This is a genomic window from Pseudoroseicyclus tamaricis (assembly GCF_012070395.1).
GTDB classification, from domain to species: Bacteria; Pseudomonadota; Alphaproteobacteria; order Rhodobacterales; family Rhodobacteraceae; genus Pseudoroseicyclus_A; species Pseudoroseicyclus_A tamaricis.
In genome coordinates this window covers 286731-306294 of record NZ_JAAFYS010000001.1, presented here as the reverse complement: position 1 = coordinate 306294, position 19564 = coordinate 286731, and the positions used below count along the sequence as shown (strand labels likewise).

General features: G+C 70.4%; 18 protein-coding genes. 11 read left to right on the top strand and 7 right to left on the bottom strand.

Annotated features, from left to right (window positions below):
* Position 1: 1 nt before the first annotated feature.
* Genes GY170_RS01410 through GY170_RS01395 form a run of 4 tightly spaced genes read left to right on the top strand, consistent with a single transcriptional unit; the run spans position 2 to position 5387 of the window.
* Entirely contained in the window at positions 2-1084 is a 1083-nt protein-coding gene (locus GY170_RS01410; protein WP_163889275.1) for an ABC transporter ATP-binding protein, read from the top strand.
* The gene (locus GY170_RS01405; protein WP_235937773.1) at positions 1081-3498 is read left to right on the top strand and encodes a glycoside hydrolase family 2 protein; all 2418 of its coding nucleotides are present in this window, start codon (positions 1081-1083) and stop codon (positions 3496-3498) included. Before GY170_RS01410 ends, GY170_RS01405 begins: the two co-directional genes overlap by 4 nt.
* Before the next feature lie 2 nt (positions 3499-3500).
* Positions 3501-4241, top strand: coding sequence for a sugar phosphate isomerase/epimerase family protein (locus GY170_RS01400; protein ID WP_235923982.1), 741 nt, complete (start codon positions 3501-3503; stop codon positions 4239-4241).
* 12 nt (positions 4242-4253) lie between these two features.
* Positions 4254-5387: a Gfo/Idh/MocA family protein gene (locus GY170_RS01395; RefSeq protein WP_163889273.1), complete on the top strand. Its 1134-nt coding sequence runs from the start codon at positions 4254-4256 to the stop codon at positions 5385-5387.
* A 139-nt stretch (positions 5388-5526) separates the two neighbouring features.
* Here the strand turns inward: GY170_RS01395 and GY170_RS01390 are convergent, their stop codons facing one another.
* The 3 genes from GY170_RS01390 to GY170_RS01380 form a co-directional block, all read right to left on the bottom strand.
* Positions 5527-6351: a hypothetical protein gene (locus GY170_RS01390; protein WP_163889271.1), complete on the bottom strand. Its 825-nt coding sequence runs from the start codon at positions 6349-6351 to the stop codon at positions 5527-5529.
* A gap of 57 nt (positions 6352-6408) precedes the next feature.
* Positions 6409-7650, bottom strand: coding sequence for a dual-specificity RNA methyltransferase RlmN (rlmN, locus tag GY170_RS01385; RefSeq protein WP_163889269.1), 1242 nt, complete (start codon positions 7648-7650; stop codon positions 6409-6411).
* A 292-nt stretch (positions 7651-7942) separates the two neighbouring features.
* Complete coding sequence (locus GY170_RS01380; protein ID WP_163889267.1) at positions 7943-9850, bottom strand: bifunctional 2',3'-cyclic-nucleotide 2'-phosphodiesterase/3'-nucleotidase; 1908 nt, start codon at positions 9848-9850, stop codon at positions 7943-7945.
* A 166-nt stretch (positions 9851-10016) separates the two neighbouring features.
* On the opposite strand from GY170_RS01380, the gene nudC reads away from it, so the two are divergent.
* Positions 10017-10964, top strand: coding sequence for an NAD(+) diphosphatase (nudC, locus tag GY170_RS01375; RefSeq protein WP_163889265.1), 948 nt, complete (start codon positions 10017-10019; stop codon positions 10962-10964).
* Between the two features lie 598 nt (positions 10965-11562).
* Positions 11563-12024, top strand: a complete 462-nt coding sequence (locus GY170_RS01370) for an SRPBCC family protein (RefSeq protein WP_163889263.1) — start codon at positions 11563-11565, stop codon at positions 12022-12024.
* A gap of 5 nt (positions 12025-12029) precedes the next feature.
* Here the strand turns inward: GY170_RS01370 and yidD are convergent, their stop codons facing one another.
* The 4 genes from yidD to GY170_RS01350 form a co-directional block, all read right to left on the bottom strand.
* The gene (yidD, locus tag GY170_RS01365) at positions 12030-12251 is read right to left on the bottom strand and encodes a membrane protein insertion efficiency factor YidD (protein WP_163889261.1); all 222 of its coding nucleotides are present in this window, start codon (positions 12249-12251) and stop codon (positions 12030-12032) included.
* A complete protein-coding gene (rnpA, locus tag GY170_RS01360) occupies positions 12248-12595 on the bottom strand; it encodes a ribonuclease P protein component (protein ID WP_163889260.1) in 348 nt (115 codons plus the stop codon). The genes yidD and rnpA overlap by 4 nt, the downstream gene beginning before the upstream one ends.
* Before the next feature lie 23 nt (positions 12596-12618).
* A complete protein-coding gene (rpmH, locus tag GY170_RS01355) occupies positions 12619-12753 on the bottom strand; it encodes a 50S ribosomal protein L34 (RefSeq protein ID WP_013385276.1) in 135 nt (44 codons plus the stop codon).
* A 405-nt stretch (positions 12754-13158) separates the two neighbouring features.
* Complete coding sequence (locus GY170_RS01350; protein WP_163889257.1) at positions 13159-14169, bottom strand: Hint domain-containing protein; 1011 nt, start codon at positions 14167-14169, stop codon at positions 13159-13161.
* Between the two features lie 192 nt (positions 14170-14361).
* Between GY170_RS01350 and GY170_RS01345 the strand changes: the two genes are divergently transcribed.
* The 5 genes from GY170_RS01345 (at position 14362) to GY170_RS01325 (ending at position 19374) form a co-directional block, all read left to right on the top strand.
* Positions 14362-14913 (top strand): thioredoxin family protein, encoded by a 552-nt coding sequence (locus tag GY170_RS01345; RefSeq protein ID WP_163889255.1) that lies wholly within the window; start codon positions 14362-14364, stop codon positions 14911-14913.
* A gap of 229 nt (positions 14914-15142) precedes the next feature.
* Complete coding sequence (locus GY170_RS01340; protein ID WP_163889253.1) at positions 15143-16897, top strand: FAD-dependent oxidoreductase; 1755 nt, start codon at positions 15143-15145, stop codon at positions 16895-16897.
* On the top strand, positions 16897-17331 hold the full coding sequence (locus tag GY170_RS01335; RefSeq protein ID WP_163889251.1) for a PPC domain-containing DNA-binding protein: 435 nt from the start codon (positions 16897-16899) through the stop codon (positions 17329-17331). The genes GY170_RS01340 and GY170_RS01335 overlap by 1 nt, the downstream gene beginning before the upstream one ends.
* A 117-nt stretch (positions 17332-17448) precedes the next feature.
* A complete protein-coding gene (locus GY170_RS01330; RefSeq protein ID WP_163889249.1) occupies positions 17449-18738 on the top strand; it encodes an O-acetylhomoserine aminocarboxypropyltransferase/cysteine synthase family protein in 1290 nt (429 codons plus the stop codon).
* A 375-nt stretch (positions 18739-19113) separates the two neighbouring features.
* Positions 19114-19374 carry a hypothetical protein gene (locus tag GY170_RS01325; RefSeq protein ID WP_163889247.1) on the top strand — a complete coding sequence of 87 codons (261 nt, stop codon included), beginning with the start codon at positions 19114-19116 and terminating at the stop codon, positions 19372-19374.
* Positions 19375-19564: the final 190 nt, after the last annotated feature.

Genomic DNA, 19564 nt, shown 5'->3' with positions numbered 1-19564 from the left:
CATGACCGACCACTCCGTTCAGATCAAGGATCTCGATCTTCACTTCGGCGCCGTGAAGGTGCTGCAGAACCTCAACCTCGACATCCATGACGGGGAATTCCTCGTCCTCCTCGGCTCGTCGGGCTGCGGCAAGTCCACTCTGCTCAACTGCATCGCCGGCCTGCTCGAGCCGACCGACGGGCAGATCTTCATCAAGGGGCAGAACGTCACCTGGAAGGAGCCGTCCGAGCGCGGCATCGGCATGGTGTTCCAGTCCTACGCGCTCTACCCGCAGATGACGGTCGAGGGGAACCTCTCCTTCGGCCTGAAGAACGCCCGCGTGCCGAAGGACGAGATCAAGCGCCGCGTCGACCGCGCGGCCGAGATCCTGCAGATCGAGCCGCTGCTCAAGCGCAAGCCGGGCGCCCTCTCGGGCGGTCAGCGCCAGCGCGTCGCCATCGGCCGGGCGCTGGTGCGGGACGTCGATGTCTTCCTCTTCGACGAGCCGCTGTCGAACCTCGACGCCAAGCTGCGCGCCGACCTGCGGGTGGAGCTCAAGCGCCTGCACCATCAGCTGAAGAACACCATGATCTACGTGACGCACGATCAGGTGGAGGCGATGACGCTGGCCAACCGCATCGCCATCATGAAGGGCGGGCTGATCATGCAGCTCGACACGCCCGACGTGATCTACAACCGGCCGGTCAACAAGTACGTGGCCGACTTCATCGGCTCGCCGTCGATGAACTTCATCGAGGGCACGCTGGAGCGGGGCACCTTCCGCGCCGGCGAGTTCACGATGCGGATGCAGGGCTACGACTTCGCCGCCGGCAGCGCGCAGGACGGCCCGGCCATCGCCGGCATCCGGCCCGAGCACATCGTCACCGGCGAGCTGGCGGCCAACATGCCGGCCACGATGCAGGTGAAGGCCGAGCTGGTGGAGCCCATGGGCTCCGACACGCTGATCTGGAGCCGGGTGAACGACGAGCCCTTCCGCATCCGCATGGACGGGCATCTGCCGGTGGAAGAGGGCGAAATCCTCAACATCGGGATCGACCCGGCCCGCGTCTCGCTCTTCGACACCAGCACCGAGGAGCGGCTGTGACGGAGACGACCCGCCCGGTTCTGGCCGATCTGCACGGCGACTGGGTTCTGGAGGAGGCGGGCGGAGACATCTCCGCCCCCTTCTTGGTTCCCGGGGACGCCATTTCGGCGCTCGCCGCCGCCGGCGAGATCGCGGAGCCCTACTGGGGACGCAACGAATACGACCTGCGCTGGATCGGCGAGGGCGACTGGCTCGCCCGCCGCAGCTTCACGCTGGAGGGCGACCGGCCGGCCGAGCTGGTGCTGGAAAGCCTCGACACGCTGGCCACCGTCAGGGTGGACGGCGAGGTCGTGCTAGACGCCGACAATGCCTTCCGCACGTGGCGGGCCGACCTCTCTCACCTCGCCGCCGGCGAGCACGAGATCGAGATCACCTTCCATTCCAACGTCGCCGGCGGGGCCGCGCGGCAGGGCGCGCAGCCCTTCTACATCCCCTACCACGCCGGCAACTCGCCGATCCCGCACGGGAACATGCTGCGCAAGGTGCAGTGCGACTTCGGCTGGGACTGGAACATCGCCCTCGCACCCTTCGGCCTTTACGGCCGGGCCGAGATCGTCGCCGCTGACGCCCCCCGCATCGAGCGGCTGGAGGTGGAGCAGGAGCATTCCGAGGGCCTCGTCACCCTCACCGTCACCGCCTACATCGCCGGCGCGGAGGGGGAGACCTGCCGCCTGAGCTTCGCCGGGCAGGAGCTGGAAGGCGCTGTGGAGGGCGGCGGCATCACCGCCATCTTCGATATCGAGAACCCGCGCCTGTGGTGGCCCGCCGGCCTCGGCGAGCAGCACCTGCATGACCTCGAGGTTCACTGCGGAGAGGCCTTCGCCCGCCGCCGCATCGGCCTGCGCCAGATCGAGCTGGTGACGGAGGCCGACGACGCCGGCACCTCCTTCATGCTGCAAGTCAACGGCGAGCCGGTCTTCGCGCGCGGCGCCAACTGGATCCCCGCCGACGCCCTTGCCGGGCGCATCACCGAAGCGGGCACGCGCGATCTGCTGCAATCGGCGGTGGACGCCAACATGAACATGATCCGCGTCTGGGGCGGTGGCCGCTACGAGCCGGACAGCTTCTACGACGCCTGCGACGAGCTCGGCCTGATGGTCTGGCAGGACTTCATGTTCGCCTGCAACCTCTACCCCTCGACGCCCGACTTCCTCGCCAACGTCGATGCCGAGGTGCGCGAGCAGGCGGGGCGGCTCCATCACCACGCCTGCGTCGCCCTTTGGTGCGGCGACAACGAGCTGATCGGCGCGCTGACGTGGTTCCCCGAGAGCCGCGACAACCGCGACCGCTATCTGGTGAACTACGACCGGCTGAACCGCACCATCGAGGCGGCGCTGAGCGAGACGGCCCCCGGCGCGACGTGGTGGCCCTCGTCCCCTTCCCCGGGGCCGATGAACTTCGGCGATGCGTGGCATGACGACAGCGCCGGCGACATGCACTTCTGGAGCGTCTGGCACGAGAACCGCGAGTTCGACCATTACCGCGATGTCAGCCCCCGCTTCTGCAGCGAGTTCGGCTTTCAATCCTACCCCTCGCTCAACGCCATCAAGCGCTTCGCCGCGCCCGAGGACTGGAACATCTCGAACCCGATCTTCGAGAGCCACCAGAAGAACGTGGGCGGCAACGAGCGCATCGCGGCGACGATGTTCCGCTACTTCCGCTGGCCCGAGAACTTCGAGGATTTCGTCTGGCTGAGCCAGATCCAGCAGGGCCTCGCCATCAAGACGGCGGTCACGCATTGGCGCAGCCTCAAGCCGCATTGCATGGGCACGCTCTACTGGCAGCTCAACGATACGTGGCCGGTCTGCTCATGGTCCTCGCTGGATCACGGCGGCGACTGGAAGCTGATGCACCACATGGCGCAGAGCTTCTACGCGCCGGTGCTGGCGACGGCGGTGCCGCGCAAGGACGGCAGCATCGACATCGTCGGCATCAGCGACCGGCTGGAGGATGTGGACCTCACCGTCACCGCCTACGCCACGTCGATGGACGGCACGGCGCGAGAGCTCGGGCAGGGCCACGCCACGCTGGCGCTGCGGGCGGAGGTGCTGATCTCCCTGCCCGCCGGCACGCTGGAGGAGGGCGAGGTGCTCACCTTCGGCTGGGAAGGCTCCGACGGCACCCATGCCGGCGACATCTTCGCGCCCAAGCCCTGGAAGAGCTACGACCTGCCCGACGCCCGCCCCGCCGCCGAGATCGCCCGCGAGGGCGTCGACTGGCTGGTGACGCTGAGCGTCGAGGCGATGAGCTTCTTCCTGACGGCCGAGGCCAGCGTGCCGGGGCGGTGGAGCCGCAACGCGGTGCATCTCGGCCCCGGCACGACCAGCACGCTGCGCTTCACGCCGGCGGATCCCGAAGCGCAGCCGGAGTTCCTGCTGCGCGACCTTCACTCTGCAACCATGAAACGGACCTGACCTTGGGCATCTCCTATCAGCTCTTCTGCTCCCGCAATTTCGGCCCCCTGCCCGAGACGCTCGCCATGCTGCGCGATGCCGGCTTCACCGAGGTGGAGGGCTATGGTGCCCTGTTCTCCGACGTGGATGCCGTAAAGGCCGCGCTCGCCGAGACCGGCATGAAGATGACCACCGCCCATATCGCGGTGGATGACCTCGAATCCGATCCGGAGAAGTTCGTCGCCCTCGCGAAGGAGCTGGGGATGCGCGCCGTCTACGGGCCCTTCCTGATGCCGGACGACCGGCCGACCGATGCCGAGGGCTGGCGCGCCTTCGGGCAGCGGCTCGCGGCCGCCGGCAAGCCCTTCATGGACGCCGGGATCACCTTCGGCTGGCACAACCACGACTTCGAGCTCGTCGATCTCGGCGGCGGTGTCACCGGGCTCGACTGCATCGCCGAGGCCGAGGGGCTGACGCTGGAGCTCGACCTCGGCTGGGTCGCCCGCGCCGGCGCCGACCCGGAGATTGTGCTCGCCCGCTTCCCGGGCCGCATCTCCGCCGTGCACGTCAAGGACATCGCCCCGGCGGGCGAGAACGAGAACGAGGGCGGCTGGGCCGACCTCGGCCATGGCACCGTCGATTATGCCGCGCTGCTGCCCAAGGTGCGGGCCGCGGGCATCGACCATTTCGTGCTCGAACATGATAACCCCGCGGACGACAAGCGCTTCGCGACGCGCTCGCTCGCCACGTTCCAGACCCTCTGAAGGACCAGTTCAATGACCACCAAGCTCGGTGTCGGCATCATCGGATGCGGCAACATCTCCCACGCCTACCTGCGCCTCGCCCCGCTCTTCAAATCGCTGGAGCTGAAGGCCGTCGCGGACATCAACATGGACGCCGCCAAGGCCCGCGCCGAGGAGTTCCCCGTGCGCGCCTCGACGGTGGAGGATCTGCTCGCCGCCGATGACATCGACGTCATCGTGAACCTGACCATCCCGGCGGTGCACTACGAGATCACCACCCGCATCCTCGAAGCGGGCAAGCACGCCTATAGCGAAAAGCCGCTGGTGCTGACGCTGGACGAGGCGAAGGCGCTGAAGGCGCTGGCCGACGAGAAGGGCCTGCGCGTCGGCTCGGCGCCCGATACCTTCCTCGGCGGCGCCCACCAGCTCGCCCGCGCGGTGATCGACGAGGGCAAGGTCGGCCGGATCATCGGCGGCACCTGCCACGTGCAGAACCACGGGATGGAGCACTGGCACCCCAACCCGGACTTCTTCTTCCAGCCCGGCGCCGGCCCCGTGCTCGACCTCGGGCCCTACTACGTGACCAACCTCATCCAGCTCATCGGCCCGGTGAAGCGCGTGGGCGCCATGGCCTCCATCTCCTTCCCGGAGCGGAAGATCGCCAACGGCCCGCGCGAGGGCGAGATGCTCAAGGTGAACACGCCGACGAATATCCACGCCATCCTCGAGTTCGAGAACGGCGCCATCGTCACGCTCGGCGCCAGCTGGGACGTGTGGAAGCACCGCCACTTCAACATGGAGCTCTACGGCGAAGAGGGCTCGCTCTACGTGCCGGACCCGAACTTCTTCGGCGGCCATGTCGAGATGAGCGAGCGGGGCGCGGACGTGGCGGAGATCGCCGAGCGCGGCCACCCGTTCGGCATCGCCAACCAGCCGAAGGACGCGCCGACGCAGGCCAACTACCGCTGCGCCGGCCTCGCCGACATGGCGACGGCCATCGCCGAGGGCCGCCCGCATCGGTGCTCACTGGAGCTGGCGGTGCACGCGGTGGACGTGATGACCTCGATCCTGAAGTCGGGAGAGACGGGCGAGTTCGTCGAGATGACGACCACCTGCGAGCGCCCTGCCTCGCTCTCCCCCGAGGAAGCCGAAGCGCTGATGGCCTGAGCCATCGGCCGGGCGCGCCGTCTGCTCCGGCGCGCCCCCCTTCCCCGCCGGGCCCCGATTTCCGCGCGGAAATCGTGCACGGAAATCGCGCGATTTCCGTTCGCACGGGTTCCGTTCGCCCGGGGGTGAGGGTCGCTCTTTAGCTGTTGGCGGCGCCGTTGGCCGCCACGGGGCGACCGGGCTGCTTGCCGCCGGCGGCGATCTGCGAGAGCACCTTGGCCTCGGCACCGAGACGCTGCATCTCCATCTTCGGCAGGCGCAAGCGCTCCTCGTCGGCGCCCTCCTTCTCCAGCCTCGCCGCGAAGGTCTGCGCTTCCTTGAAGCGGCTGCCGAGGGCGAGCTGGCGCATGTCCATCGCCGCCTTCGAGCGCGGCGGCAGGACGGCGGCCTGGATCTTCTTGTCGAGGCCCGGGTGCTCCTCCAGCACCGCGTCATGCGCGGCCTGATCGGTGACGTTCACGATCAGCGGGCGGAAGACGACCTGCCCCGGCAGCAGGATATGCGCGGCGAGGTTGCGATCGCCGGCACGCATCTGCAGCACCGCGAAGTCGAGATGGGCGATGATGCGGAAGGTGGCGCCGGCCTTGAGCGGCGCATAGGTCTCCTCGGGGATCTTCACCTCGCCGGTGCCGAGCACCCGGTTGAGCGCCGCGGCCACGTCGCCGAGGCTCTTGGCGCCGACGGCACTGACGAAGCGCTCGCCCATCTTCTTCGTGGCGCCGTCATTGCGCTCGGGCCGCGGGCCCTCGGCGTTCTTCGGCACGAAGAAGATCAGGCCATTCGGCAGCCGCATGCGGCCCTTCTCGATGCCCTGCGCCGTGGTGGACTCGCCCGTCTCGGCGTTCCATTCCCAGACGGCGCTGGCGAGGGCCGGGGCGGCGCTTTCATCCTGCAGGATGGCGGTGCGCAGCTTGCCGGGCACGGCGGCGATGTCGAAGTCGATCTTGTTGAGCTTGATTTTCATGGGGCCCTCCCTTGATGGCTTCCCTCGCCCGGCCGGCCGGCGCCGTCAAGCGGGCGTTCAGGCGGGGGTGCCGCTTTCGCGGGCGATCTCCGCCCGGCTCTTGCGCGCCCGCTCGGTGGCCGATTTCAGCTGTCCGCAGGCGGCCATGATATCCTCCCCCCGCGGGGTGCGGATGGGGCTGGCATAGCCGGCCTTGTGGACGATGTCGGCGAAGGCATGGATGCGGTTGTTCGAGCTGCGCTTGTAGGGCGCGCCCGGCCATTCGTTGAAGGGGATCAGGTTGATCTTGGCCGGGATGCCCTCGATCAGCTTGACCAGCCGGCGCGCATCCTCGTCGCTGTCGTTGACGCCGGCGAGCATGACGTATTCGAAGGTGATGCGCTCGGAGTTGCTCAGGCGGGGGTATTCCTTCAGCGCCGCCAGCAGCGTCTCGATGTTCCAGCGCTTGTTGATCGGCACCAGCTTGTCGCGCACCTCGTCGGTGGTGGCGTGGAAGCTGACGGCGAGCAGGCACCCGATCTCTTCCGCCGTGCGCGCGATCTCCGGCACGACGCCGGAGGTGGAGAGCGTGATGCGGCGGCGCGAGAGGGAGAGCCCCTCGCCGTCCATCGCGATCTTCATCGCGTCCCGCACCGCCTCGAAGTTGTAGAGCGGCTCGCCCATGCCCATCAGCACGATGTTCGACAGAAGCCGCGTCTCGTCCTTCGGCGCGCCGGGCTCGGGCCATTCGCCGAGGTCGTCGCGCGCCAGCATGACCTGGCCGACGATCTCCGCCGGGGTGAGGTTGCGCACCAGCTTCTGTGTGCCCGTATGGCAGAAGGAGCAGGTGAGCGTGCAGCCGACCTGGGAAGAGATGCAGAGCGTGCCGCGATCCTCCTCGGGGATGTAGACCGTCTCCACCTCATGGCCGCCGTTGATGCGCACGAGGTACTTGCGGGTGCCATCCTCCGAGACCTGGCGGGAGACGACCTCCGGCAGCCGGATCTCGAAATGCTCGGCGAGGAGCGCACGGTAGGGCTTGGCGAGGTTGGTCATCGCCTCGAAGTCACGCACGCCCCAGTGGTAGACCCATTGCCAGAGCTGGTTCAGGCGCATCTTGGCCTGCTTCTCGGGCGTGCCGGCCTCGATGAGGGCGGCGCGCATCTGGTCACGCGTCATGCCCACGAGGTTGCGCTTCCCCTCCGCCGTGTCCCGGCGCGGGATGGTCAGCACGTCCTGCGTGATCGGTGCCGCGTGGCCGGAACTGGCGGGTGCGGCGCCGGCGGGGGCGGCGATCGGGGCTCTGGGCTGCTCGGTCATGGCAATCCTATCGGAGAAGCCCGCCATATAATGCCTTTGCCGCCTGACGCAAAGCCCGTCCGGGATCACGCGCGGCGGCCGGGGCCGGGGGACGCCCCCCGGACCCCCGGTGGGGGCGGGGGAGCGGGGGGGCGGAGGTGGGACGGGTGGAGACGGAGGGACCGGGGGCCAGCCCGTCGCCATTGTCGCTCGAACCAATGGCGACCCCCCGGGATTCTTTGGACCAAAGAGAGGGAGGTGGCGGCGTGGCGCGACGGGAGCGGGCCGCGGGAGGGTTGAGGCCGGGGCGCGGTTAGAAACGCACTTCGTAGAGGCCGAAGCCGCCGCGGATCAGGCCGAGGGAGCGGATGTGCTCGGGGGCGCCGGGCTCCCGCAGCACCTCGGAGGCGGCGGGGGCGCTCGGCATCACGGCGCTGGTGCGCTTCAGGCGGGCGAAGCGCCAGACGGGGCGGGCCACCGCCTCCACCGGGGAGCTGAGACGGACATGATCGGCGATGATGTCACGCAGGGCCTGCCGGCTCTCCGCCAGCAGGCGCCCCTCGCGGGCCACGCCGTAGCCGGCGCTGCCGCCGATCCGGTAGGAATTGGTGGCCACCACGACGCGCATCTCCTCCGTCAGGGGGGTGCCGTCCGCCAGCCGCACGTCGCTGACCCGGCGGGCGGAGGGGGAGAGGAGCATGCCGGCGGCGCTGCTGAGGGCCGGACGCGTCGGGTCGATCTCGTAGGTGAGGCCGTCGAGCACGTCGAAGAGGTAGGGCGGGCTGTCCGCCTCCAGCAGAGGCTGGTTCCCCTCCCCCAGCCGCAGCTGCGCGAAGCTGGAAGCCGACCGCTCCAGCCAGCGCAGCACCTGAGCGCCGGTCAGCTCCGTCAGCACCATGCGGTTGGGGTAGACGTAGAGCTCCGCCGCGTGGCGGAGGGCCAGGGGGCCCTCGGGGATGTCGACGTAGTTGCCCGGCCCCTTGTGGCCGCCGGAGCGGACGGGGGAATGGGCGCAGACGATCGGCAGCTCCTCCTCCGGGCGCCCGGCGAGCAGGGCCTCGGCGGCGCCGCGCATGGCATCGGAGGCGAGCGTCAGGCAGGGGTCGGGCGCGGCGAGGGCGAAGTAGGAGTGCAGCCGCCCCTTCAGCCGGCCGACGGGGCGGCGCACCTCTTCCTGCGTGGCGAGATGGGCGGGGCTGGCAAGCTCCACCACCTGCGGATCGGCCGCTGGCAGGGAGCCGTCGAGGCCACGGAGGGGAAAGAGGCGGGAGGCATGGCGAACGACATGCCACCCCTGCTCGCCCCGCACGACGGCGAGGTCGATCACCGCGAGGTGGGAGCCGAAGGCCCCCGGCATGGCGGCGGGGCGGCCGTGGATGGTGCCGGCGTCATGATCCACCGGGCCGATGCGCGGCCCGCCGCTGGTGGGGAAGAGCCGGTGGGTATGCCCGCAGATCAGCGCGTCGATCCCCTCCTGCGCGGCGAGGGGGACGGAGGCGTTCTCGCGCCCCGGCTCGTACTCGGCGCTGCCGATGCCGGAATGGCTGAGCGCCAGCACGAGATCGGCGCCCGCCGCCTTCAGCCGGGGCACATGCGCCTGCGCCGCCTCGACGATATCCCGCGTGGCGATGGCATTGCCGAGGTGCGGGCCGTCCCAGAGCACGATCTGCGGCGGGGCGAAGCCGATGACGCCGAGCTTGAGGGGCCGCCGGGCGCCGGTGCCGGTGACGATCTGCCGCTCGATCAGGGCGTAGGGGGCGACGAGGTGCTCGTCCTCCTCCGCCCGGTTGCCGAGCCGCCGGGCCACGTTGGCGGAGACAGCGGGGAAGCGCGCCTCGGAGAGCGAGGCGGAGAGGAAGTCGAGCCCGTAGTTGAACTCGTGGTTGCCCAAGGTCACAGCGTCGTAGCCGAGGTGGTTCATGGCGCCGATCATCGGGTGGGCCATGGGGCGGCCCGCCTCCGCCAGCTCGGCCAGGAGGTCGGACATCGGGTTGCCCTGCAGGAAGTCGCCATTGTCGAAGAGAAAGGCGTTGGGCGCCCCGGAGCGGGCCCGGCGGATGAGCTCCGCACAGCGGGCGAGGCCGATGGGGGGATCCTCGCTGTCGGTGAAGTAGTCCCACGGCAGCAGGCTCATGTGCAGATCGGACGTCGCAAGGATCCGCAGGTGGGCTGTCTCGCCACCCGTCGATCTGCCCGCTTTCGTCTGCGGATTCTCCGCCACCTGAACCAACCGCCAAACCTGTACCCGAAGAGCAATGGCCTGTCTCGCCGCCCATCGCAATCCAATGATCCAGAAGACCCGACGTTGCGGCAAGTGGGTCGCAGGTCTGCCCCCGGCAGGGTCCTCCGGCCTTTTCGCCGGATCGGGCGCATGCAAGGAAGGGCGGATGAAACGCGCCGAGACAGTCACCTTCGGCGGCTCGGCCCTCGACCGCGCCGCGCCGCTGCGCCCCGACGTGGAGGGGCAGGCGAAGCTCTGGGCACACGAGGCGGCGACGGTGCTGCCGCTCTGGCGCGGCAAGCTGCTGGCGGAGGCCGGGCGCCCGCTCGCGCTGCGGGTGGCGGAAGCGGAGGTGCTGGCGGAGGCCCCGCGCCTGTTCCTCGGCCTCGCAGAGGGCGGCGAGCCGCTCTTCGCCGCGGACCTGCCGGACTGGGAGGGCGCCGAGGCGCCGGGGAGCGGCTTCTCGGACGAGACCGAGCAGCGCCACCCCGCCCTGCCCCGAGGCGCCTTCGCCGAGCTGCGACGGATGATGCCCGCCCTCGCCCCCCGCGAGGCGGAGCTGGCCGCCACCGCCCGCGCCCTCTTCGAGTGGCACCGGACGCACCGTTTCTGCGCCCGCTGCGGGGCGGAGAGCCTGCCCGAGCTGGGCGGCTGGCAGCGCCACTGCCCCGCCTGCGGCGCCCGCCACTTCCCGCGGACGGACCCGGTGGTGATCATGCTCGTCACCCGGGGCAACTCGGTGCTCCTCGGCCGCGCCCCCGCCTGGCCCGAGGGGATGTTCTCCCTCCTCGCCGGGTTCATCGAGCCGGGAGAGGGCGTCGAGGCCGCGGTGCGCCGAGAGGTCTTCGAGGAGACGGGCGTAAGGGTGGGTGAGGTGAGCTACCTCGCCAGCCAGCCCTGGCCCTTCCCGGCGTCGCTGATGCTCGGCTGCATCGGCGGGGCGGTGAGCGAGGAGATCACGCTCGACCCGGTGGAGATCGAGGAGGCGGTCTGGGTGAGCCGCGAGCGCCTGGCGGAGATCTTCGCGGGCCGGGACGCGGTGATCCGCCCGGCACGGGAGGGGGCGATCGCGCATTTCCTGCTGTGGCACTGGCTGGCGGACCGGCTGGACTGAGGCGGGGCGTGCACCCGGAGACCCGGGTGCCGCTTTGTCCCCCCCCGCACGGAACCAGCGCTGCAGGCCGCCGCGCGAGCGCCGGCCCGTCCCGGCGGGCTGGCGTGAGAGGACAGTGCTTGGGGCGGGCAAGGTGGGTTGGAAACCCACCCTACGGGCTCGCTCGGGGCGAGGGCAGGAGGAGACCGGCCGCCGCTCCTTCCCCCGCGCGGAATCAAGCCGCAGGCGCCGCGCGAGCGCCGGCCCGTCCCCGCGGGCTGGCGCTCTGGCTGGGCTGGGTGCCTCGCTCAGGGCGGGGAGGCGCTTGGCAGGGATAAAGCGCGCAGCAGTGCTGTCAGGGCGCCATCCCACGGGCCGGCGTGAGAGGGAGGCGCTTGTGGCTGGCGGCGCGAGGCGGATGTCGCTCCCGGTTGGGGACCGGGGGAAGGTGGGTTGGAAACCCACCCTACGGGTGCGGTCGCGGCCCTTCCCCCGCACGCCGTCGGTGTGCCTCCCGCGACCAGCGCGCCTCCGCCCAACCCTCCCGCAACATTGACGCCGCCGGCGCCAGCCGCCATCAACGGCCGGACGTGAGCACGGCACGAGCAAGGAGCCACCCATGGAGCTGTCCGCCGAGGCCGAGATCGCCGCGCCGATCGACTGGTCCTTCGACCGATTCGCCGATTTCGAGGCCTTCGCCCGCATGGGCCGCAAACGCGGTGCCCGGGTCGAGCGGATCGATCCCGGCGCGCCCATCGGCCCCGGCAGCGGGTGGGACGTCGCCTTCGAGATGCGGGGCCGCGAGCGGATGCTGAAACCGCGGATGACGGAATGGGCGCCGCCGGGCGGCTTCGCCCTCGTCTCCGACAGCGAGGGGCTGATCCTGACCGTCCGCACCACCTTCTCCGCCCTCGGGCCGGAGCGCACGCGCGTGCGGCTGGAGGTGGAGGCGGAGGGCAAGTCGATGGCCGCCAAGCTGATGCTCCAGCCGATGCGGCTGGGGCGCGGCAAGCTGGAGGGGCGGCTGCAGGACAGGCTGACGGGCTACTGCGCCGAGCTCTCGGCGCTCCGCGCCGGCTGAGGCCCTCAGTCCGGGACGTTGTCGATGCCCGAGCCGCCCCAGGGGTGGCAGCGGGCGAGGCGGCGCAGCGTCAGCCAGCCGCCGCGCAGGCCGCCGTGCTTCTCCAGCGCCTCCAGCGCATAGGCCGAGCAGGTGGGGTGGAAGCGGCAGCCATGGCCTACCCAGGGCGATCCGACGAGCCGGTAGGCCCGTACCGGCAGGGCGAAGGCCCGGGCGAGCGGCGTCACGAGGCGCCTCCGTGCAGCTCGCCGAGCGCGCGGGAGAGCTCCTCCGTCATCAGGGCAAAGTCGCGGGAGCCGGTGGCGCCGGCGCGGCCGATCAGGACGTAATCCCAGCCGGGTCGCCCATGCTCGGGCAGGACGGCGCGGGCGATCTCGCGCAGCCGGCGCTTGGCTCGGTTGCGGGCGACGGCATTGCCGACCTTCTTGGAACAGGTGAACCCGACGCGCACGCCCTCGCCCGGCTCCTCTGCCCGGCGACGGCGGCCTTGCAGCACGAAACCGCGCGAGAAGGCTCTTCCCCCTCGCGCGGCGGCAAGAAATTCGGCGCGCTTCGTGAGGGTGGCCGGCATCGGCCCGCCCTCCTCCGCTCGGCTCAGGCCGAGAGAACCTTGCGGCCGCGGGCGCGGCGCGCGTTCAGGATCTTGCGGCCGGCCTTGGTGGCCATGCGGGCGCGAAAGCCGTGGCGCGCCTTGCGGACGCGGTTGGAAGGCTGGAACGTGCGTTTCATCGCGGCTCTCCGTCACATCTCGGGCCGCACCGATTGCGCCAAGCGCGGCACACCGGGGCCCGTTCATTCGAAGCCCGGCGTTTAAGGGGTGCCGCCGGGTCTGTCAACGCCGGTGGGAGGGGTGTTTGGGGGATTGGCGAGATACGTCAACATCAGGCGGGCTACGGTCAGCCACATGGCTCAACACCCGCAGGCGCAGGGCGGGCGCCGGCCCGTGGAGTGGCGCTGCAACGGCCCCGCTGGTGCGCTTTATGCTGGCAAAGCCCCTCTTCGCGGGCCGCTCAGCGCCAGGATCAGACAGAGCGCCAGCCCGTGGGGACGGGCAGGCGCTCGCCCTGCGCCTTTGGCGCGGACCGGGCGGGGCATGAGTGGCACCGTTGCGCGGAGGTGGATTGGACACCCCCCCTACGAGTGAGAGAGAATCGCTGTCTCGCTGGCGGAGAGGATTCGGCGGGCGTAGGGGCCGTAGCCGGCAACCGGGGGCAGGCACTCGGCCATGCCGGGGAGGCCATCGCCGACGCTCTCGGCATCGGCCATTGCGGGGTGGAAGCTCTCCGTCTCCACGCCGTTGGCGAAGACGATCTCATGCGCCGGCAGGAGGAGGTGGACGTAGCTGACATCCCGGCAGCCGCGGTCGCGAAGGATCAGCCGGTCGTCGACGAGATCCGCCGCCGCCGCCAGCACCTCCGCCTCGCCGAAGAGCGCCTCGGCCCGGGGGCCGCGCAGCAAAAGCCGGTGATCGGGGGAGACGGTGAGGCCCGCATCCGGCACCCCGTCGCCCAGCGCGCCGGGGCGCAGGCGCACGGGCGCCAGCCACGGCATCGCCGCCAGCCGCGCCCCGCTCAGCCGCCGCCGGCCGAGCCAGAGGACGGGCTGCGGGCCGTTGTCCTTCGTCAGGACGCGGGCGCCCTCCTCCAGCGCCTCCACCGGCCGCGGGCCGGCCTCGGTGGCAATCATCGTGCCGGGCGTGAAGCAGACGACGCCGCCGGCGCGGGCGCCGCGCGCGGCGCTCACCTGCGCGCGAACGATCCAGAGCTCCCGCCCCGCCGGCGGCACGGCCCCGGCGAAGAGCAGGAGCGGCGGGCGCCCCGGCGCGCCGGCGATGATGTCGCAAAACCAGCTGCCCCTGCCGTCGGTGAGCATGAGGCTGTGGGCGGGGATCTCCTCCTCCACCTCCTCGGGCCCCACCTCCGGCTCGCCCCGGCGGAGGGCACGGGCGGCGCGGCGGCGCAGGCCCGCGGCGCCCTGCGGCTCTCCGAGGGGCAGGATGTCGGCCGGGCCGTCGACGCGCAGCGCCCGGCCCTCCCAGGTGAGGCTCTGGCCGGGGCGGAGCGCCTCCGGCGGCGGCGCGTCATGCCCCTCCACCCGGATCCGGGAGAAGGAGATGACGTATAACCCGCCGTGACGCTGCCTCATGCCTGCCCTGACTGCCTGTTGCTGCCCGTTCGCCGGGCTCTCCCGGTCCTTTCCCGCAAGCCTAGCAAGGCCCCTGCCGCGCGGGCAAGCCATGGCCTCCCGGCGCCCCTTGCCCTGTGGCAGACGGGATTCATCGCCGGTTGCCCCCCGCGCCCCGGCCGCTAGCTTGGTCGGCAGCAACAGGAGACAGACATGGCCACACCGCCCGCCTGCGATTTCGGCTGGAATGCCGTTCCCTTCACGCTCGTCGGCACCGACGGCAAGCCCCACGCCCTGCAGGGCCTCGCCGGGCCGAAGGGGCTGCTGCTCATGTTCATCTGCAACCACTGCCCCTACGTGCTCGGCGTCCTGGACCGCCTCAAGACGGAGGCGGAGGCGGTGCAGGCCCTCGGCTTCGGCGTCGCCGCCATCTGCGCCAACGACGCGGAGGAATACCCGGAGGACAGCTTCGAGAAGATGGCGGAGATGGCGGAGCGGGAGGGCTTCCCCTTCCCCTACCTCCATGACGAGACGCAGGAGGTGGCGCGGCTCTACGGGGCTGCCTGCACGCCGGATTTCTTCGGCTTCAATGCCGATCTGCAGCTGCAGTACCGCGGGCGGCTCGACAGCGCCGGCAAGGGGCCGGCCGGGCCGGACACGACGCGGGAGCTCTATGAGGCGATGAAGATGATCGCCGAGACGGGCGAAGGGCCGCGAGAGCAGGTGCCGTCGATGGGCTGCTCGATCAAGTGGAAGGCCGCCTGAGCCGCGCGGGCGGATAGGGGGGAGGGGGGGCGCTGCCCCCCGCCTTCGGCTCCCCCCGGGATATTTCGGGAAAAGCGAGAATGGGGCGCGGCCGGCCGGGGGCGGGGCGCTTCGCCGCGGCGGAAATGCCGCCCGCCCTCTTGCGGCCGGCGGCGACCTCGGGCGAATTGGGCGGGCCGGGGCGGCGGGAGGGCTGCGCCGGCGGACAGGACAACGGGGAGGAACGGCCGTGGCCGATATCACGACAGATGTGCTCATCATCGGGACGGGGCCGGCCGGCGGCGCCACGGCGGCGCTGCTGTCGTCCTACGGGATCGAGAACATGGCGGTGAACCGCTACCGCTGGCTCGCCAACACGCCCCGCGCCCACATCACCAACCAGCGCACCATGGAGGTGCTGCGGGATCTCGGCCGCGACGTGGAGGCCGAGGCCTACATGCACGCCACCGGGCAGGACCTGATGGGCGAGAACGTCTTCTGCGAGAGCCTCGCCGGAGAGGAGCTGGGCCGCATGAAGAGCTGGGGCACGCACCCGCTCTCCCGCGCCGAGCACCAGCTGACCTCCCCCACCCACATGAACGACCTGCCGCAGACCTTCATGGAGCCGCTGCTCTTCAAGACCGCGTGCTCGCGGGGGACGCAGGCGCGCCTGAGCACCGAGTATCTGCGCCATGAGCAGGATGCGGAGGGGGTCACCACCACCTGCCTCGACCGGCTGACGGGGCAGGAGATCACGATCCGCTCGAAATACCTCGTCGGCGCCGACGGCGGCAATTCCCGCGTGGCCGAGGGCTGCGGGCTGCCGTTCGAGGGGCAGATGGGCGTCGATGGCTCGATGAACATCCTCTTCCGGGCGGACCTGTCCAAATACGTCGCCCACCGGCCGTCCGTCCTTTACTGGGTCATGCAGCCGGGCGCCGATGTCGGCGGGATCGGCATGGGGCTCGTGCGGATGGTGCGGCCGTGGAACGAGTGGCTGATCGTCTGGGGCTACGACATCTCCGGCCCGCCGCCGCAGGTGGATCAGGCGCTGGCGACGAAGATCGCCCGCCAGCTCGTCGGCGACCCGGAGCTGGAGATCGAGCTGATCTCCGCCAGCACGTGGACCGTCAACAACATGTACGCGACCGAGCTGCGCGACCGGCGCGTCTTCATCATGGGCGATGCCGCGCACCGGCACCCGCCGTCGAACGGGCTCGGCTCCAACACCTCCATCCAGGACGCCTTCAACCTGTCGTGGAAGCTCGCCGCCGTGCTGAAGGGCGAGGCCGGCGAGGCGCTGCTGGAGAGCTACTCCGCCGAGCGGGCGCCGGTGGCCAAGCAGATCGTCACCCGGGCCAACAAGTCGATCACCGAGTTCGGGCCGATCTTCGAGGCGCTCGGCATGGGCGGCGGCGGCACCACGGAAGAGATGCAGGCCAACATGGATGCCCGCGCCGAGGCGACGGACGCGGCCGAGGAGCAGCGCGAGAAGCTGCGCCGCGCCATCGCCGCCAAGCACTACGAGTTCGACGCCCACGGCGTGGAGATGAACCATCGCTACCGCTCCCGCGCCGTCGCCTCCGACGGCACCGAGGAGCCCGCCTTCCGGCAGGACCCGGAGCTGCACTTCGAGCCGACGAGCTGGCCCGGCGCCCGCCTGCCCCACGCCTGGCTCTTCGACGAGACGGGGGAGAAGCACTCCACCCTCGATCTCTGCGGCCACGGGCAATGGACGCTGCTGACCGGCATCGGCGGCGAGCCGTGGGTCGCGGCGGCCGAGGCGCTGGCGGCGGAGATGGGCCTGCCGCTCACCGCCCATGTCATCGGGCCACGGCGCGCGTGGCTCGACCACACGGGCGACTGGGCGCGGGCGCGGGAGGTGAGCGACAGCGGCTGCATCCTCGTGCGCCCCGACCACCATGTCGCGTGGCGCTCCACCGGGCTGCCCGAGGCACCGCAGGACGACCTCCGGCGCGCGCTCGGCCAGGTGCTGGCGCTCTGATGGCCCTCACCGCCCGCTGGCACGGCGACGAGACGCGCTGGCTGGCGCTGCGCCTTCTGCCGGGGGAGGACCTGCGGGCGGAGCTGGAGGCGGCCTTCGCCTCCGCGCGGGAGGAGGAGGCGATGAGTGCCGGTTTCGTCGCCGCCTGCTGCGGCAGCCTGCACTCCGCCGCCCTGCGCCCCGCGGGGCGGGACGAGCCGTTGCAGGTGCCGGGGCCGCTGGAGATCGTCTCCCTCTCCGGCACGCTGTCGCTGGACGGGCCGCACCTGCACATGGCGGTCAGCGACGAGGAGGGCGTGATGCGCGGCGGCCACCTGCTGGCGGGCTGCGAGATCCGCACGACGGCGGAGATCGTGCTGGGCCTGACGGGCGCCGCCCGCTTCCACCGGCCGCTCGACGTGCGCACCGGCTGGCGCGAGCTGGACTTCGGCTGAGGCGCCTTGCCCCGCTCGCCCCGGTCATGCTGCACGCGCGGCATCACGCGAAAGCAATTGCATCGAGCGGAGGTGGCCGAATAGAGCCGGGGCCAATACTACCAGAGGAGTATCCAGATGTCCGACGCGACCTACGGCTTCGACACCCTTCAGATCCACGCCGGCGCGAAGCCCGACCCGACGACGGGGGCGCGCAACACGCCGATCTACCAGACCACGGCCTATGTCTTCCGCGACGCCGACCACGCGGCGGCCCTCTTCAACCTGCAGGAGGTCGGCTTCATCTACTCGCGCCTGACCAACCCCACCGTGGCGGTGCTGCAGGATCGGGTGGCGGCGCTGGAATGCGGCGCCGGCGCTGTCGCCTGCTCGTCGGGCCACGCGGCGCAGATCATGGCGCTCTTCCCGCTGATGGCCCCCGGCAAGAACGTGGTGGTCAGCACCCGCCTTTACGGCGGCACGGTCACGCAGATGACGCAGACCATCCAGCGCTTCGGCTGGTCGGCGAAGTTCGTCGACATGGACGATCTCGACGCCATCGAAGCCGCTGTCGATGACGACACCCGCGCGATCTTCTGCGAATCCATCGCCAACCCGGGCGGCTACATCACCGACATCCGTGCCGTGGCGGACGTGGCCGACAAGGTGGGCCTGCCGCTGATCGTCGACAACACGACGGCCACGCCCTACCTCTGCCGGCCCATCGAGCACGGGGCGACGCTCGTCGTGCATTCGCTGACGAAGTATCTCACCGGCAACGGCACGGTCACCGGCGGCGTCGTGGTCGACAGCGGCAAGTTCGACTGGGCGGCCTCGGGCAAGTTCCCGTCTCTGTCGGAGCCGGAGCCCGCCTATCACGGCCTCACCTTCTCCGAGACCTTCGGGCCGCTCGCCTTCACCTTCCACGGCATCGCCATCGGCCTGCGCGACCTCGGCATGACGCTGAACCCGCAGGCGGCGCATTACACGCTGATGGGCATCGAGACGCTCTCGCTGCGGATGGAGCGGCACGTGCAGAACGCCCGCAAGATCGCCACCTGGCTGGAGCAGGATGCGCGCGTGGATTACGTGACCTACGCCGGCCTTGAATCCTCGAAGTATTTCGGGCGCATCGCCACCGTCTGCCCGCGCGGCGCCGGGGCTTTGTTCACCTTCGCGGTGAAGGGCGGCTACGAGGCCTGCGTGAAGCTGATCGAGGAGCTGAAGCTCTTCAGCCACGTTGCCAACCTCGGCGACACCCGCTCGCTGATCATCCACCCGGCCTCCACGACGCACCGCCAGCTTGAGGAGAACAAGCAGCGCGCGGCCGGCGCCGACCCCGAGGTCGTGCGCGTCTCGATCGGGATCGAGGATGCCGATGACCTGATCGCCGATCTGGATCAGGCGCTGGCGAAAGCGACCGCCTGAGACTGATCCGGGGGCCGCGCGGAGCAAGCCGCGCGGCCCCCGGGCCTCGCTCCACGCCCGCGACGGCGCGGTCACCGACCCGGTCTGCGGAGCGGCGACGACTCGGAGCGTCAGCTCCGTCCCGCAGAGCTGACCTCAATGGTGCCGAGGATGCTGCGAAACAGCGCCAGCTTCGGGACACGGCACTTCGGCATTTGCGCCCGAGGTGAATGTCCGATCAGGGCCGATAGCGACGGTCGCTGCGGCGCACCAGGTGCTCTGCTCGCTGCGCTGCCGCAGCTCGGCTCCGAGCCCTTGCGGCTGAATGCGGCGTATGCAGAATTCGATTTTAGCTATGGGTCGAGGATGACCAGGTAGCCGTCTCGGAGACACTGAATGGCACCTGACGCGAACGACGCTTCGTATCCCTTTGTGCGTGAGGCGAACCGCAAAAAAGCTCTGAACTCAAAAAGGCAGGAGCGTGCCAGAAACCAAGGACCGTGGTGGAATGTTTTTGCCGCCTGCCTGCTGGCTAGCCTTACCATTATGTATATCCATGACGGGGATACCGGCATGGCAATCATTTTTGGGCTCTTTGCCGTTCAGAACGGCTTCTTTGCATACACCGGCGCGAAGAAGAGACGATCATTATCCTGACCCTGCCAGTCAGTCTGAAGAATCCCGCCAACATTCCCAAACCCGCCATTTCCGATAGCCTTACAGTGAACGGCGGCAACGTCCGCAGACCCGGCCAACGCGCTCGCGTCCCCCCCAAAACACATGATCTGATGCCGCCTTAGGCTCGCCTTAACGAGTTTACCGTTCCCTGCCCCTCGATCTTCGAAGG